Raw genomic sequence first — 13,665 nt, 5'->3', positions numbered from 1 at the left:
TGGGGACCGCCCGGCGCGGTACGCGGAGCCTTAGCGGGGGCTTATTCGAGAAGCTCCGCGTACGAGCCCATGGCCATGGCGATGTCCGCCTGGGCCCAGAACCGGTGGTACGTGAACACGGGCGCGGCTCCGCCCGCGAGGTAGCTCTGGATCTTCGACCAGGACGGGTCGTTCTTGTAGAAGGACCTGATCGAGTCGAAGGTCGAGGAGGCGCTGATCGCGTCACCGTTCGGCATGGTGCCGGTCCAGCCGCTCGGGACGTACACGGCGTCGTCGAAGCGGTTGTAGTCGGTGCGGGTCTCGGGGACCGCGATGCCGAGGGCGTCCTGGTTGTTGTTCCACATGCCGTCCAGGAGGGCCTTGGCGGTCGCCTTCGCCTCCGTGTCACCGGACTTGGCGGCGTAGTACGTCAGGGTCCTGGCGTACGCGGCGGCCACGCCGACGTCGTTGGTGTAGTCGGCGACGGTGACGTGGAGTCCCGTGTTGGCACCGGGGCTCGAGGCGTTCCAGGTGTCGGGCTGGCCCGACCACTGGAGGGTGGAGGGGATCAGGAACGTGCCGTCCGGGTTGACCGTGGTCTTGGACAGGGCCCAGTCGACCCACTTGTCCAGCACGGCCTTGGCCTTGGCGTCACCCGTCTGCTGGTAGTACTCGGCGACCCGCTCCATCGACCACGCCTGGAAGCCGAACCACTGGTTGGACGGCGGGTCGTGGTAGACGGGCTGCTCGTCGTAGTACATGCCGTAGAAGGTCGACTTCCCGGCCGGGGGAGTCGCGTAGCGGCCCGCCCAGCTGTTGGTCGCGCCGCCCGCGATGGCGCCTTCGCTGGACTGGAGCCACCGGTAGAACTCCAGTTGCCGGGTCAGCGACTTGGCCCAGTCCGCCTGTCCCGTGGCCGACTTGGGCTTGAGGTCGGCGTAGCTGCTGAGCGCGTAGGCGGCCAGGGGGTTCTGGTAGCCGCCGTGCGCGTGGCTGGAACCGATGCGCCAGGCCCAGCCGGCGCTGGTGTCGGTGGCGCCGCCCCACGCGTAGTACCAGGACAGCAGGTAGTGCGAGGCGTCCTTGCCGGTGCCCGCCGGGCAGGCGGACGGACCCACGCAGTTGCCGACCTTCTTGAAGTACTTGTCGTACATCGCGTACCGCAGGTAGTCGCCCATCTTCGCCGCCTTGGCGACGGTGGCCGAGACCTGGCTGCCCTTGCCCTGCTGCTCCGCCCAGACGTCCGCCCAGTAGGCGGCCTGCACGGCGCGCGCGTCGGCGTCCGGGGCGTTGGTGAACTTCCACTGCTTGGCGTAGGAGGAGTCACCGGTGAACAGGTCCAGGTAGCCGTTCTTCCCGCCGTACTTGAAGGCGTCGCAGGTCGGCTGCGGCACCGTCTCCCACACCGACTCCTGCGCGCCGCGCTGGAAGGTGTTGATGTACGACGGGCCGGTGTCGGCCGGACCGGCCTCGCACTTGCCGGGGGAGTTGCCGTAGCCGTAGACGTTGTCGACGTCCTGGAGCCAGTGCATGGCGTAGACGTCGTCCGTGCCGTACGCGCTCTTCAGTTCACCGGCGATCGGATCCGGTCCCACCGAGACGGCGCCGTCCAGCTTCGCCGGGTACTCGTTGGGCGTGTCCAGTTCCGGCGCGTACGTCGCCGGCTTGGATGCGTTGTAGAAGGAGTTCGTCGGCTGGTCGGCGTGGGTGGGGATCATGTACTTCTCCATGATCTCCCAGGCGCCGTTGAACTTGGTCCAGTCGCCCGTGACCTTGCCGTACATCGCCTGCAGCCAGAGCAGGTAGCTGTACGCCTCCGACGTCGTCTCGTGCCCGTGGTCCGGGGCCTCGACGATCAGCGTCTCCACCGAGTGGTACGGGATCCCCTCGGGGGAGAAGTAGCCGCTCGCAGGGTTGGTGATCTTCCCGTACAGCTCCAGGAAGCGCGCGTCGTACGCCTTGGACGCGGCGATCTGGGTGACCGTGACCGAGGCCTTCGCGTGCCCGTTCGCCGTCGACTCGAAGGTCGCCGCGCCCGTGCCGGAGCTGTCGCCCGTGACGGTCACCTTCTGCGCGGTGTTCCAGTTCGACGGGGTGAAGGTCAGGCTCGCGCCACCGGTCACCGTGAGTCCCGTGTTGCCGCTCGCCCGGGCGGTCGTCACGGTCACGTTGGCCGACGGCTGGGTGGAGAGGCGCAGCTCGTACGTCCCCGTCTTGCCCTGCTGGACGGCGAGCTGGGTCGTGGAGGCCACCACGGCCGGTCCCGAGGCGACCGTGATGCCGACCGGCGTGGACGATGCCGAGGCGCCCAGGCTGTCGTAGGCCTTCGCCACCAGCGAATGACTGCCCACGGTCAAACCAGAGGCCGACAGCGAGTACGGCGCGCTGGTGTCCGTGCCGAGCAGGGTCGTGTCGTCGTAGAACTCGACCTTGCTGACGGTCGCGCCGTCCGCGGCGGCCGCGGTGGCCGCGAGCGGCACCGCGTCACCCTGGGTGTAGACCGCGCCCGCGGCCGGGCTGGTCAGCACGGCGATCGGCGGCTGGTGGGCGCCGGTGCACGGGGTGCCGTTGACCGAGAAGGTCGTGGGAGCGGCGTTGCCGCCGCTGTAGGTGAACTGCGCCCCGGTGCCGACCGACGCGCCGGCGGCGATCGTCCCGTTGTAGGAGGCGCTGGTCACCGTGATCTGCTTGCCCGACTGCGACCAGCTGCCGTTCCAGCCGTTGGACAGCTTCTGGTTGCCGGCGTACGCGTACGTCAGGGTCCAGCCGCTGATCGGGTCCGTGCCGCGGTTGGTGAGGGTGAGGTCCGCGGTGAAGCCGGACCCCCAGTCGTTCGTCTTGTAGTCGACGCTGCACTGAAGTGCCGCGGCCTGGGCCGGAGTCGTGTTGGTGCCCAGCATGGCCAGGGGGAGCGCGAGGGCCGCCAGGACGGCGGTCCACAGTCGCCGCGCCGTGCGGCGTCTGCGTGAGGGATCCATGGTGCCGGTTCCTCCTTGCGGCTCGGAGAAGTGGGGAGGAGCAACAAGCCTTGAACCAGTGGGAGCGCTCCCATAGTGGGGACGTGGGTGGAGGCGGTCAAGGTGCTTGAAGAGTCGAAAATGTTCGACATGCAAGGTTGAGAGAAAGTCAGCAACCCTCTGTTCTTTGCCGACACTTGGCGCTAGCTTCATTGGCACCAGTGGGAGCGGTTCCATCAGTCGACGCGTCCGTACCGACGTGCCCGAGCTGTGAGGACTCGCTCATGCGACACCCCCCGCGTTCAGTACTTTTAGCCGTCGCCGGCACGGTCGTCCTCGCCCCGGGCGCCGTCCTGCCGGTGGTGTGTACAGGATCCGGTCGACGCCGTACGGTCGACCGGCACCGACCGGTGCCGACCGCGTGGTCCTCGCCGGTGGATCGCCTGCCCCGACCACCCCGGCCAGTGGCTGAGGTGCGGGCCGGCCGGTCCCACGGGCGGCCTCACCGCCCGGCAGCCGTACGGCGTCGACTCCCGTGCCGACGAGGGCCGTCGGAACTCCCCACGCGCCCCCGCCGCCGACCGGGCTCCGTCGGTCCGTCCCCGATCTCGCACCACGACGGGACATCCACCGCGTACGGCATCGGGTCGCGTGATCGTCCGCGCGCCCCGAACGGCTGACCCCGGTACCACCCCACGACCACGACCCCCAGGGAAAAGCGCGTCACCCCACACTCGCGACCGAGAAGGAATCCCGCACTCATGAGCCGTAGCAGAACTGCGATACTCGCCGCGCTGGCGCTGGTCGCCGGTGCCTCCGGGACGGCGCTCGCCGTCGTCCCCGGTGACGCCGGCATCGCCGCCGTACCGTGCACGGTGGACTACAAGGTGCAGAACGACTGGGGCACCGGCTTCACCGCCAACGTGACCGTCACCAACAACTCGGCCGCCAAGTCGAGTTGGGCCGTGAAGTGGTCGTACGCCGGGAACCAGAAGGTCACCAACGCCTGGAGCGCGAAGGTCACCCAGTCCGGCACGGCCGTCACCGCCGCCAACGAGAGCTACAACGGCACGCTGGCGACGGGCGCTTCCACCAGCTTCGGGTTCCAGGGCACCTACAGCGGCAGTAACGCGCTCCCGACGACGTTCACCCTCGACGGCGTCACCTGCAACGTCGACGGCGGCGGCCCCACCGACCCCGGTCCGACGGACCCCGGCCCGACCGATCCCGGCACCCCCGGCACCAGGGTCGACAACCCCTACGCCGGTGCCAAGGTGTACGTGAACCCCGAGTGGTCGGCGAACGCCGCGGCCGAACCCGGCGGCAGCCGCGTCTCCAACCAGCCCACCGCCGTCTGGCTCGACCGCATCGCCGCGATCAACGGCGCCAACGGCAAGATGGGCCTGCGCGCCCACCTCGACGAGGCGCTGAAGCAGAAGGGCTCCGGCGAGCTCGTCGTCCAGTTCGTCATCTACAACCTGCCCGGACGGGACTGCGCGGCCCTCGCCTCCAACGGCGAGCTGGGCCCGACGGAGATCGACAAGTACAAGACGCAGTACATCGACCCGATCAAGGCCATCATGGCCGACTCCAAGTACGCCGGGCTGCGCATCGTCAACACCGTCGAGATCGACTCGCTGCCCAACCTCGTCACCAACACCGGCGGCCGCGTGACGGCCACCCCGCAGTGCGACGTGATGAAGGCCAACGGCAACTACCAGAAGGGCGTCGGCTACGCCCTGAACAAGCTCGGTGACGTGCCCAACGTCTACAACTACGTCGACGCCGGACACCACGGCTGGCTCGGCTGGGACGACAACTTCGCCCCCAGCGCGGCCCTGATGAAGGAGGCGGCGACCACCGAGGGCGCCACCGTCAACGACGTCCACGGCTTCATCACCAACACGGCGAACTACAGCGCCCTGAAGGAGAACAACTTCTCCATCAACGACAACGTGGCCGGCAAGTCGGTCCGCGAGTCGAAGTGGGTCGACTGGAACCGCTACGTCGACGAGCTGTCCTACGCCCAGGCCTTCCGCAACCAGCTGGTCACCGCCGGCTTCAACTCCAACATCGGCATGCTGATCGACACCTCCCGCAACGGCTGGGGCGGCACCGCCCGGCCCGCCGGACCGGGCGCCACGACCAGCGTCGACACCTACGTCGACGGCGGCCGCTACGACCGCCGCCTCAACACCGGCAACTGGTGCAACCAGGCCGGTGCCGGCCTCGGCGAACGCCCGCAGGCCGCTCCGGCCGCCGGGATCGACGCCTACGTCTGGGTCAAGCCGCCGGGCGAGTCCGACGGTGCCAGCAGTGCCATCTCGAACGACGAGGGCAAGGGCTTCGACCGGATGTGCGACCCCACGTACACGGGCAACCCGCGCAACAACAACAACATGTCGGGCGCCCTGGCGAACGCGCCGATCTCCGGCCACTGGTTCTCCGCCCAGTTCCAGCAGCTGATGCAGAACGCCTACCCGCCGCTGCCGTAACCGCGTGACCCGTCGGGGGTGCGCCACCCGGCCCCCGGCGCGGTACCGGCCGCTCCCGTCCACCGGGAGCGGCCGGTCGGCGGTCCCCGGGAACCAGCGGTCCCCGGGAACCAGCGGTCCCCGGGAAACCGGTTGCCGGTTTTTTGCCGTCCCGGCAACAGAGATGGCCTCCGACCGGTGCGTCGGCGCACGCTGTCGGCACCACGGACGAGAGGCTGACCACCATGGCGCACGAACAGCACGAACAGCACGAACAGCACCAGCAGCACGGGCACGACGGCCCGGGACACACGAACGGGCACGGACACGGGCACGGGCATGGACACGGGCACGGGAACGGCACCGAGATCGACTGGGCCGAGATGGCCCCGCATCTGGAGGCCCAGGCCGAGCTGTTCACGCCGCTGTACGAGAAGGCCCTGTCCTGGCTCGGGAAAGAGGTGACCGAACCGGGGCTGATCGTCGACGCGGGCAGCGGCCCCGGTGTGGTGTCCTGTCTCTTCGCCGAGGTGTTCCCCGGCGCACGGGTCATGGCCGTCGACGGCTCCGGACCGCTCCTCGAGCGGGCGCAGGCGCGGGCCGGCCGACTCGGGTACGCCGACCGCTTCGGCACGCTGACCGGTGAACTGCCCCAAGTTCTTGACGAGTTGGACTACCCCGCCGACCTGATCTGGGCCGGCCGCAGCCTGCACCACCTGGGCGACCAGCGCGCCGCCCTCGCCGCGTTCGCCGAACGGCTGGCGCCCGGCGGCACGTTGGCCCTCATGGAGGGCGGTCTGCCGAGCCGGTTCCTGCCGCGCGACCTCGGATTCGGCCGCCCCGGCCTGGAGGCACGGCTCGACGCGCTGGAGGCCGAGTGGTTCGCCCAAATGCGCGCCGACCTGCCCGGAGCCGTCGAGGAGACCGAGGACTGGGCCGCGCTGCTGAGCGCCGCGGGCCTGAAGCACACCCGCACCCGCAGCTTCCTGCTCGACCTGCCGGCCCCGGCCTCCGACCGGGCCCGCGCCTACATCGCCGCCTCCCTGGGCCGGCTCCGGGACGTCTTCGGCGACACGCTCGACGCGGACGACCGGGCCGTGCTCGACCGGCTGCTCGACCCGCAGGACCCGGGGGGCGTGCACCACCGGCCGGACGTGTTCGTGCTGGCCGCCCACTCGGTGCACACCGCGGTCAAGTCGGTCTAGTCGAAAGGGACTTGGTCGAAAGGGACTTGGCGGAAGGGACTTGACTTGGAGAGCACTTCAAGTGATGGACTCCGTGCCGTTCGCGCAACGCACAGGGGGGACCCACCATGAACAGCTCTCCGGACACGACGGCCGCACCCGTCGCCCTCATCACCGGCGGCGGCAGCGGCATCGGCGCCGCCGTCGCGCGGCGCCTGCTGGACGCGGGGTACCGGGTCACCGTCACGGGCCGCGGCGAGGAGAGGCTGCGCGCCTTCGCCGCGGAACTGGGCGAGCCGGAGCGGCTGCTGACGGTCGTCGGCAGCACGTCCGACTACGACCACGTCCAGTCGGCGGTCGACCGTACGCTCAAGGAATTCGGCCGGCTGGACACGGTCGTCGCCAACGCCGGCACGGCCACCCACGACTCCGTCGCCGACGGCGACCCCGCCGGCTGGACCGACATGGTCCTGACCAATGTGCTGGGGCCCGCCTTCCTCGTCCGCGCCTCCGTGGACGCGCTCAGGGAGACCCGCGGCCGGATCGTGCTGATCGGCAGCGTCGCCGGCTTCGTGCCCACTCCGGGCAACCTCTACGGGGCGACGAAGTGGGCGGTCACCGGTCTCGCCGAGAACACCCGCCGGCAGGTCACCGAGTGGGGCGTCGGCGTCACCCTGGTCGCGCCGGGCCGGGTGGAGACCCCGTTCTGGGACAGCTACGGCAGCCTGCCGCCCGGGCATCTGCTGACCGCCGACCAGATCGCCGACTCCGTGGTGTGGGCGATCCGCCAGCCCGAGGGGGTCGACGTCAACACCGTCGTCGTACGCCCGCTCGGACAGCCCAACTGACGCGCCGGAGGGCGCCCCCCGACATCAGGGGCGCCCTCCGGGGCATGCGGGCCGCGGGCCCGGCCGTGCCGTCCCGGACGTGCGGGCTCAGCCGGTGCGGGCTCAGCCGATGTCGAACGTGGCCGGGTCGGGACCGATGCGCCGGTCCTCGTTCAGCGCGCTGATCGCGGCCAGGTCCTCGGTGTCCAGGCTGAAGTCGAACACCTCGATGTTCTCCTTGATCCGCGACGGCGTCACGGACTTCGGGATCACGACGTTGCCGATCTGGAGGTGCCAGCGCAGCACGACCTGGGCCGGGGTGCGGTCGTGCTTGCGGGCGATGGCGACGATCGCCGGCACCTCCAGGAGGCCCTTGCCCTGGCCCAGCGGGGACCAGGCCTCGGTGGCGATGCCCTGCTCCGCGTGGAACTCGCGCGAGGCGTGCTGCTGGAGGTGCGGGTGCAGCTCGATCTGGTTGACCGCGGGGACGACCGAGGTCTCGGCGATCAGCCGCTCCAGGTGCTCCGGCAGGAAGTTCGAGACGCCGATGGCCCGCGTGCGGCCGTCCGCGAGGAGCTTCTCGAACGCCTTGTAGGTGTCGACGTAGGAACCGCGGGCCGGCAGCGGCCAGTGGATCAGGTACAGGTCGACGTGGTCGAGGCCCAGCTTCTCCAGCGAGACGTCGAACGCGCGGAGCGTCGCGTCGTACCCCTGGTCGCTGTTCCAGAGCTTGGTGGTGACGAAGAGGTCCTCGCGGGCCACGCCCGAGGCGGCGAGCGCCTTGCCGGTGCCCTCCTCGTTGCCGTAGATCGCCGCTGTGTCGATGCTGCGGTACCCGGCCTCCAGCGCGGTGGCCACCGCCTGCTCGGCCTCGTCGTCCGGCACCTGCCAGACGCCGAAGCCCAGCTGGGGCATCTCGACGCCGTTGTTCAGGATGATCGGGGGGACCTTGCTGCTCACGAGCTCTTGATCCTTCGGTTGTCCGTCAAGTGGTACTCCCATGGTCAACGATCACGGGGCGTCATGCATTCCTGACCCCGGAATCCGTCGGCCGGGGGTCACGTCCGGTACAGCGCGTCGACCTCGTCGGCGTACGTGCTCTCGATAGCCCTGCGCTTCAGCTTCAGGGACGGGGTCAGCAGACCGTGCTCCTCGGTGAACGGCTGGGCGAGGATGCGGAAGGTGCGGATCGACTCGGCCTGGGAGACCAGCGTGTTCGCCGTCACCACGGCCCGGCGCACCTCCGCCTCCAGGTCCGGGTCGCGCACCAGATCGGCGGGGGCCGGCTGCGGTTCGCCGCGCATCTGGAGCCAGTGTTCGACGGCCTCCTGGTCGAGGGTGACCAGGGCGGCGACGAACGGCCGGTCGTTGCCGACGACGATGCACTGGTTCACCAGCGGGTGGTCCCGCACACGTTCCTCCAGCAGGCCCGGTGAAACGCTTTTGCCGCCGGAGGTGACGAGGATCTCCTTCTTGCGGCCGGTGATGGTGAGGTAGCCGTCCTCGTCGAGGGAACCCAGGTCGCCGGTGGCGAGCCAGCCGTCCTGCAGCGCCTCGTCGGTGGCCTTGGGGTTGTTGAGGTAGCCCTGGAAGACGTTGTCGCCGCGCAGCCAGATCTCGCCGTCCTCCGCGATGTGCACGCTCGTGCCGGGGACGGCCTGGCCGACGGTGCCGTAGCGGGTGCGTCCGGGCGGGTTGGCGGTGGCGGCCGCGGTGGTCTCGGTCAGGCCGTAGCCCTCGTAGATCTGCACGCCCGCGCCGGCGAAGAACAGGCCGAGCCTGCGGTCCATCGCCGAGCCGCCGGACATGGCGTGCCGGACCCGGCCGCCCATGGCCGCGCGCACCTTGGAGTAGACGAGCTTGTCGAACAGCTGGTGCTGCACGCGCAGGCCCGCCGAGGGGCCCGGCCCGATGCCCCACGCCTTCGCCTCGACGGCCTCCGCGTGGTCCACCGCCACCTCGACGGCCTTCTCGAACACCCCGCCCCTGCCCTCCCGCTCGGCCTTGCGGCGCGCCGCGTCGAAGACCTTCTCGAAGATGTACGGCACGGCGAGGAAGAACGTCGGCCGGAACGCGGCCAGGTCGGGCAGCAGGGCGGAGGCCTGCAGCTGGGGCTGGTGGCCGAAGCGGACCCGGCCGCGGATCGCGGCGATCTGCACCATCCGGCCGAAGACGTGCGCGAGCGGCAGGAACAGCAGGGTCGCCGCCTCGTCGCCCTTGCGGGAGTGGAACACCGGCTCCCAGCGCTCGATGACGGTGTCCGCCTCGAACATGAAGTTGCCGTGCGAGATGACACAGCCCTTGGGGCGGCCGGTCGTCCCCGACGTGTAGATGACCGTCGCGGTCGACTCGGGGGTCACCGCCTCCCGGTGCCGGTGCACCACCTCGTCCTCGACGGAGGCGCCGGCGTCGTACAGCTCCTGCACGCACCCGGCGTCGAGCTGCCACAGCCGGCGCAGGCGGGGGAGGCGGTCGATGACGGTGGCGATGGTCATCGCGTGGTCCTCGTGCTCGACGACCGCGGCGGTGACCTCGGAGTCGTGCAGCATCCAGAAACACTGCTCGGCCGAGGAGGTCGAGTAGACGGGGACGACCTGCGCGCCGATGGTCCACAGGGCGTAGTCGAAGAGGGTCCACTCGTAGCGGGTGCGGGACATGATCGCCACGCGGTCGCCGAACCGGACGCCCTCGGCGAGGAGCCCCTTGGCGAGGGCGAGGACCTCGTCGCGGAACTCGGCGGAGGTCACGTCCCGCCAGTCGCCCCGCTCGTCCTTGCGGCCCAGCGCCACGTGCCGCGGGTCGTTCCGGGCGTGCTCGAAGACGACGTCGGCCAGACCGCCCACTGGCGGTGCCGACGCCGACGGAGGGTTGGTGAACTCGCGCAAACCCCGCACCCCGCTTCCCATGGCCGCACAGCGCCGTGAAAGCTACCCCACGCCCGCGCGGCACGGGAGGGGGTCGGAAAGCGGGCGATGTCCTCGTCCGCGCTGGTCAGTGCCGGAAAATGGGCTCACATGCGGAAGGGTCGGACAGGAAACTGACGGAAGAGTAAGTTTCGGTCCCGTAATCTCCACCGAATCTGCCCGACCCGCTTACGCCGCCGGGACCCGGCGCGAGGAGCCGGCGGCCCGCCGGTGTCGACGACTCTCGTGATCGATACGCCCAGGGTCTTTCGTTCGGATCATGCCGGACCCCACGAGCCCGGCATGATCCGAACGAAAGACCCTAGGGTCGCTCGCGCGCCCGGTCCGCGTCCGCCGGGCGGGGGCCGCGCCGGTGCAGGCGGTCGCCGCCCGCCAGGATCGCCGCCGCCAGGGCGTCCGCCGCCCCCTGCGCCGCCGTCCGCCGCCGCCCGTGCACCAGGACGAACTCCACCCGGCCCAGTTCGGGCAGGCCCGCCCGCTCCGGGACCCGCACCAGGCCCGGCGGGATCAGACCCCGCGAGTGCGCCATGACGCCCAGGCCCGCCCGGGCCGCCGCGATGAGCCCGTTCAGGCTGCCGCTCGTGCACACGATCCGCCACGCCCGCCCCTGCCGCTCCAGCGCCTCCAGGGCCAGGGCACGGGTGATCCCCGGCGGCGGGAAGACGATCAGCGGCACCGGCCGGTCCGGGTGCAGCCGCAGCCGGTCCGCGCCGATCCACACCAGCTCGTCGTGCCGGACCAGTTCGCCGTGCGGGTCCGCGGGGCGCCGCTTGGCCAGCACCAGGTCCAGCTTCCCGGCCGCGAGCCGCTCGTGCAGCGTGCCGGACAGCTCCACCGTCAGCTCCAGGTCGACCTCCGGGTGGTCGTGCCGGAAGCCCTCCAGGATCTCCGGCAACCGCGTCAGCACGAAGTCCTCGGACGCGCCGAAGCGCAGCCGGCCCCGCAGCCGCGTTCCCGTGAAGAACGCCGTCGCCTGCTCGTGCACCTCCAGGATCCGGCGCGCGAAACCCAGCATCGCCTCGCCGTCCTCGGTCAGCTCCACCGAGTGCGTGTCCCGGGTGAACAGCGTCCGCCCCGCGGCGTCCTCCAGGCGGCGCACGTGCTGGCTGACGGTCGACTGGCGCAGCCCCAGCCGCCGGGCGGCCTGCGTGAAACTCAGGGTCTGGGCGACCGCCAGGAAGGTGCGCAGCTGAGACGGCTCGTACACACCGGCCACCGTACCGGTCATCACGCCGTGCGATCACAGTGAGAGCGGTGTACCGGATTCCCGATCACGGGGCCGGGGAGGACGATGGACGGGGGCCCTCCCGCCCCACGGCACCCGTACGAACGAGCAAGTGGAGCACCGTGAAACGCCTGCGCCGGCCGAGCCGGATGCCGATCGACCCGTACATCCTGCTGCTGCTCGGGACGGTCGGCCTCGCGGCGCTCCTGCCGGCCCGCGGCGCCGCCGCCGACGTGGCCTCCGGCGCCTCCACGGCCGCGATCGCCTTCCTGTTCTTCCTGTACGGCGCCCGCCTGTCCACCCGGGAGGCGCTCGACGGACTCAAGCACTGGCGCCTGCACCTCACCGTCCTCGCCTGCACCTTCGTGATCTTCCCGCTGCTCGGCACGGCCACCCGAGGCCTCGTCCCGGTGCTCCTCACACAGCCCCTCCACCAAGGGCTGCTGTTCCTGACCCTGGTCCCGTCGACCATCCAGTCCTCGATCGCCTTCACCTCGATCGCCCGCGGCAACGTGCCCGCCGCGATCTGCGCCGGCTCCTTCTCCTCCCTGGTCGGCATCGTCGTGACACCGCTGCTCGCGGCCGCCCTGCTCGGCGACAGCGGCGGCGGCTTCTCCGCGGACTCCCTCGTGAAGATCGTGCTGCAACTGCTCGTGCCCTTCGTGGCGGGACAGGTGCTGCGCCGCTGGATCGGCGGGTTCGTCGCCCGGCACCGGAAGGTCCTCGGTTACGTCGACCGCGGCTCGATCCTCCTCGTCGTCTACACCGCGTTCAGCGAGGGCATGGTCCAGGGCATCTGGCACCAGGTCAGCCCGGCCCGGCTCGCCGCACTGCTGGTCGTCGAGGCCGTACTGCTCGCCGTGATGCTCGCGCTGACCTGGTACGGCGCGAAGGCGCTGCGGTTCGACCGCGCGGACCGGATCGCGATCCAGTTCGCCGGGTCCAAGAAGTCCCTGGCCTCCGGCCTGCCCATGGCGAGCGTCCTGTTCGGCGCGCACGCCTCCCTCGCCGTGCTGCCGCTGATGCTGTTCCACCAGATGCAGCTCATGGTCTGCGCGGTCATCGCCAAGCGCCGCTCGCACGACCCGGAGGCGCGGGCCGAGGCGAGCGCGGAGACGGCGGCGGCCGACGCCGTGGCGGCGGCGCCGGCGGCACGCTCCTCGGCCCCCGACCCGGGGACGGACCGGCGGTGAGACGGGACACCGCGCGCCCGGCATGATCCGGACGAAACACGCCCTAGCCCCGCGCGGCCGCCGTCCGCAGGGCGATGCGGTCCTCGCCCGCGTACACGTTCATGGAAGTACCCCGCAGGAAGCCCACCAGCGTCAGTCCCGTCTCCGCCGCCAGGTCCACCGCGAGGGAGGACGGCGCCGACACCGCCGCGAGTACCGGGATGCCCACCATCACGGCCTTCTGGGCCAGCTCGAACGAGGCCCGGCCCGACACGAGCAGGATCGCCCGGGACAAGGGCAGGCCGCCGTTCTGGAGGGCGCGGCCGACCAGCTTGTCGACCGCGTTGTGCCGGCCGACGTCCTCGCGGACGTCCAGCAGCTCGCCGTCCTCGGAGAACAGGGCCGCCGCGTGCAGACCGCCGGTGCTGTCGAAGACGCGCTGGGACGCGCGCAGCCGGTCGGGGAGGACGGCGAGGAGTTCCGGTGAGATACGGAGCGGGGGAGTGTCGGCGACGGGCCAGCGGGTCGTCGTACGCACCGCGTCCAGGCTGGCCTTGCCGCACAGGCCGCAGGACGAGGTCGTGTAGACGTTCCGTTCGAGGGTGATGTCGGGAACGGTGACGCCGGGTGCGGTCCGTACGTCGACGACGTTGTACGTGTTCGACCCGTCCACGGTCGCTCCGGCGCAGTAGACGATGTTCTGCAGGTCGGACCCCTCCGCCAGGACGCCTTCGCTGACCAGGAACCCGGCGGCCAGGGCGAAGTCGTCGCCGGGCGTGCGCATGGTGATGGCGAGGGGTCTGCCGTTGAGGCGGATCTCCAGCGGCTCCTCCGCGACCAGCGTGTCCGGGCGGCTGGAGACCGCTCCGTCGCGGATGCGGAGCACCTTGCGTCGTTCGGTGACTCGTCCCATGTCGTCAGCC

9 protein-coding genes are annotated in these 13,665 nt (G+C 70.8%); 4 read left to right on the top strand and 5 right to left on the bottom strand.

All coding sequences use genetic code 11. The features are described from left to right. Positions 1-41: 41 nt before the first annotated feature. On the bottom strand, positions 42-2,957 hold the full coding sequence (locus tag ACH4N1_RS08905; RefSeq protein WP_398095630.1) for a glycoside hydrolase family 48 protein: 2,916 nt from the start codon (positions 2,955-2,957) through the stop codon (positions 42-44). Positions 2,958-3,697: 740 nt separating this feature from the next. Between ACH4N1_RS08905 and ACH4N1_RS08900 the strand changes: the two genes are divergently transcribed. The 3 genes from ACH4N1_RS08900 to ACH4N1_RS08890 all read left to right on the top strand — a co-directional run bounded on the left by ACH4N1_RS08900 (position 3,698) and on the right by ACH4N1_RS08890 (position 7,442). Beyond that, on the top strand, positions 3,698-5,431 hold the full coding sequence (locus tag ACH4N1_RS08900) for a glycoside hydrolase family 6 protein (RefSeq protein WP_398095629.1): 1,734 nt from the start codon (positions 3,698-3,700) through the stop codon (positions 5,429-5,431). Positions 5,432-5,655: 224 nt separating this feature from the next. After that, on the top strand, positions 5,656-6,615 hold the full coding sequence (locus ACH4N1_RS08895; RefSeq protein ID WP_398095627.1) for a class I SAM-dependent methyltransferase: 960 nt from the start codon (positions 5,656-5,658) through the stop codon (positions 6,613-6,615). 107 nt (positions 6,616-6,722) lie between these two features. Next, a complete protein-coding gene (locus ACH4N1_RS08890; RefSeq protein WP_398095625.1) occupies positions 6,723-7,442 on the top strand; it encodes an SDR family oxidoreductase in 720 nt (239 codons plus the stop codon). A gap of 102 nt (positions 7,443-7,544) precedes the next feature. Here the strand turns inward: ACH4N1_RS08890 and ACH4N1_RS08885 are convergent, their stop codons facing one another. The 3 genes from ACH4N1_RS08885 to ACH4N1_RS08875 all read right to left on the bottom strand — a co-directional run bounded on the left by ACH4N1_RS08885 (position 7,545) and on the right by ACH4N1_RS08875 (position 11,552). Continuing rightward, entirely contained in the window at positions 7,545-8,381 is an 837-nt protein-coding gene (locus tag ACH4N1_RS08885; protein WP_398095623.1) for an aldo/keto reductase, read from the bottom strand. A gap of 98 nt (positions 8,382-8,479) precedes the next feature. Next, on the bottom strand, positions 8,480-10,306 hold the full coding sequence (locus ACH4N1_RS08880) for an AMP-dependent synthetase/ligase (protein ID WP_398095622.1): 1,827 nt from the start codon (positions 10,304-10,306) through the stop codon (positions 8,480-8,482). A gap of 340 nt (positions 10,307-10,646) precedes the next feature. Beyond that, on the bottom strand, positions 10,647-11,552 hold the full coding sequence (locus tag ACH4N1_RS08875) for a LysR substrate-binding domain-containing protein (protein ID WP_398095621.1): 906 nt from the start codon (positions 11,550-11,552) through the stop codon (positions 10,647-10,649). Between the two features lie 140 nt (positions 11,553-11,692). Here ACH4N1_RS08875 and ACH4N1_RS08870 point away from each other — a divergent pair, with 140 nt between their 5' ends. Further along, entirely contained in the window at positions 11,693-12,763 is a 1,071-nt protein-coding gene (locus ACH4N1_RS08870; RefSeq protein ID WP_398095619.1) for a bile acid:sodium symporter family protein, read from the top strand. Positions 12,764-12,806: 43 nt separating this feature from the next. Here the strand turns inward: ACH4N1_RS08870 and fdhD are convergent, their stop codons facing one another. Then, the gene (gene fdhD, locus ACH4N1_RS08865) at positions 12,807-13,655 is read right to left on the bottom strand and encodes a formate dehydrogenase accessory sulfurtransferase FdhD (protein ID WP_398095971.1); all 849 of its coding nucleotides are present in this window, start codon (positions 13,653-13,655) and stop codon (positions 12,807-12,809) included. Between the last annotated feature and the right edge of the window lie 10 nt (positions 13,656-13,665).

Source organism: Streptomyces sp. NPDC017202 (genome assembly GCF_044331705.1).
Taxonomy (GTDB): Bacteria; Actinomycetota; Actinomycetes; order Streptomycetales; family Streptomycetaceae; genus Streptomyces.
Note: the sequence above shows the minus strand (reverse complement) of the source record. Positions and strands in the feature narration are given on the sequence as shown.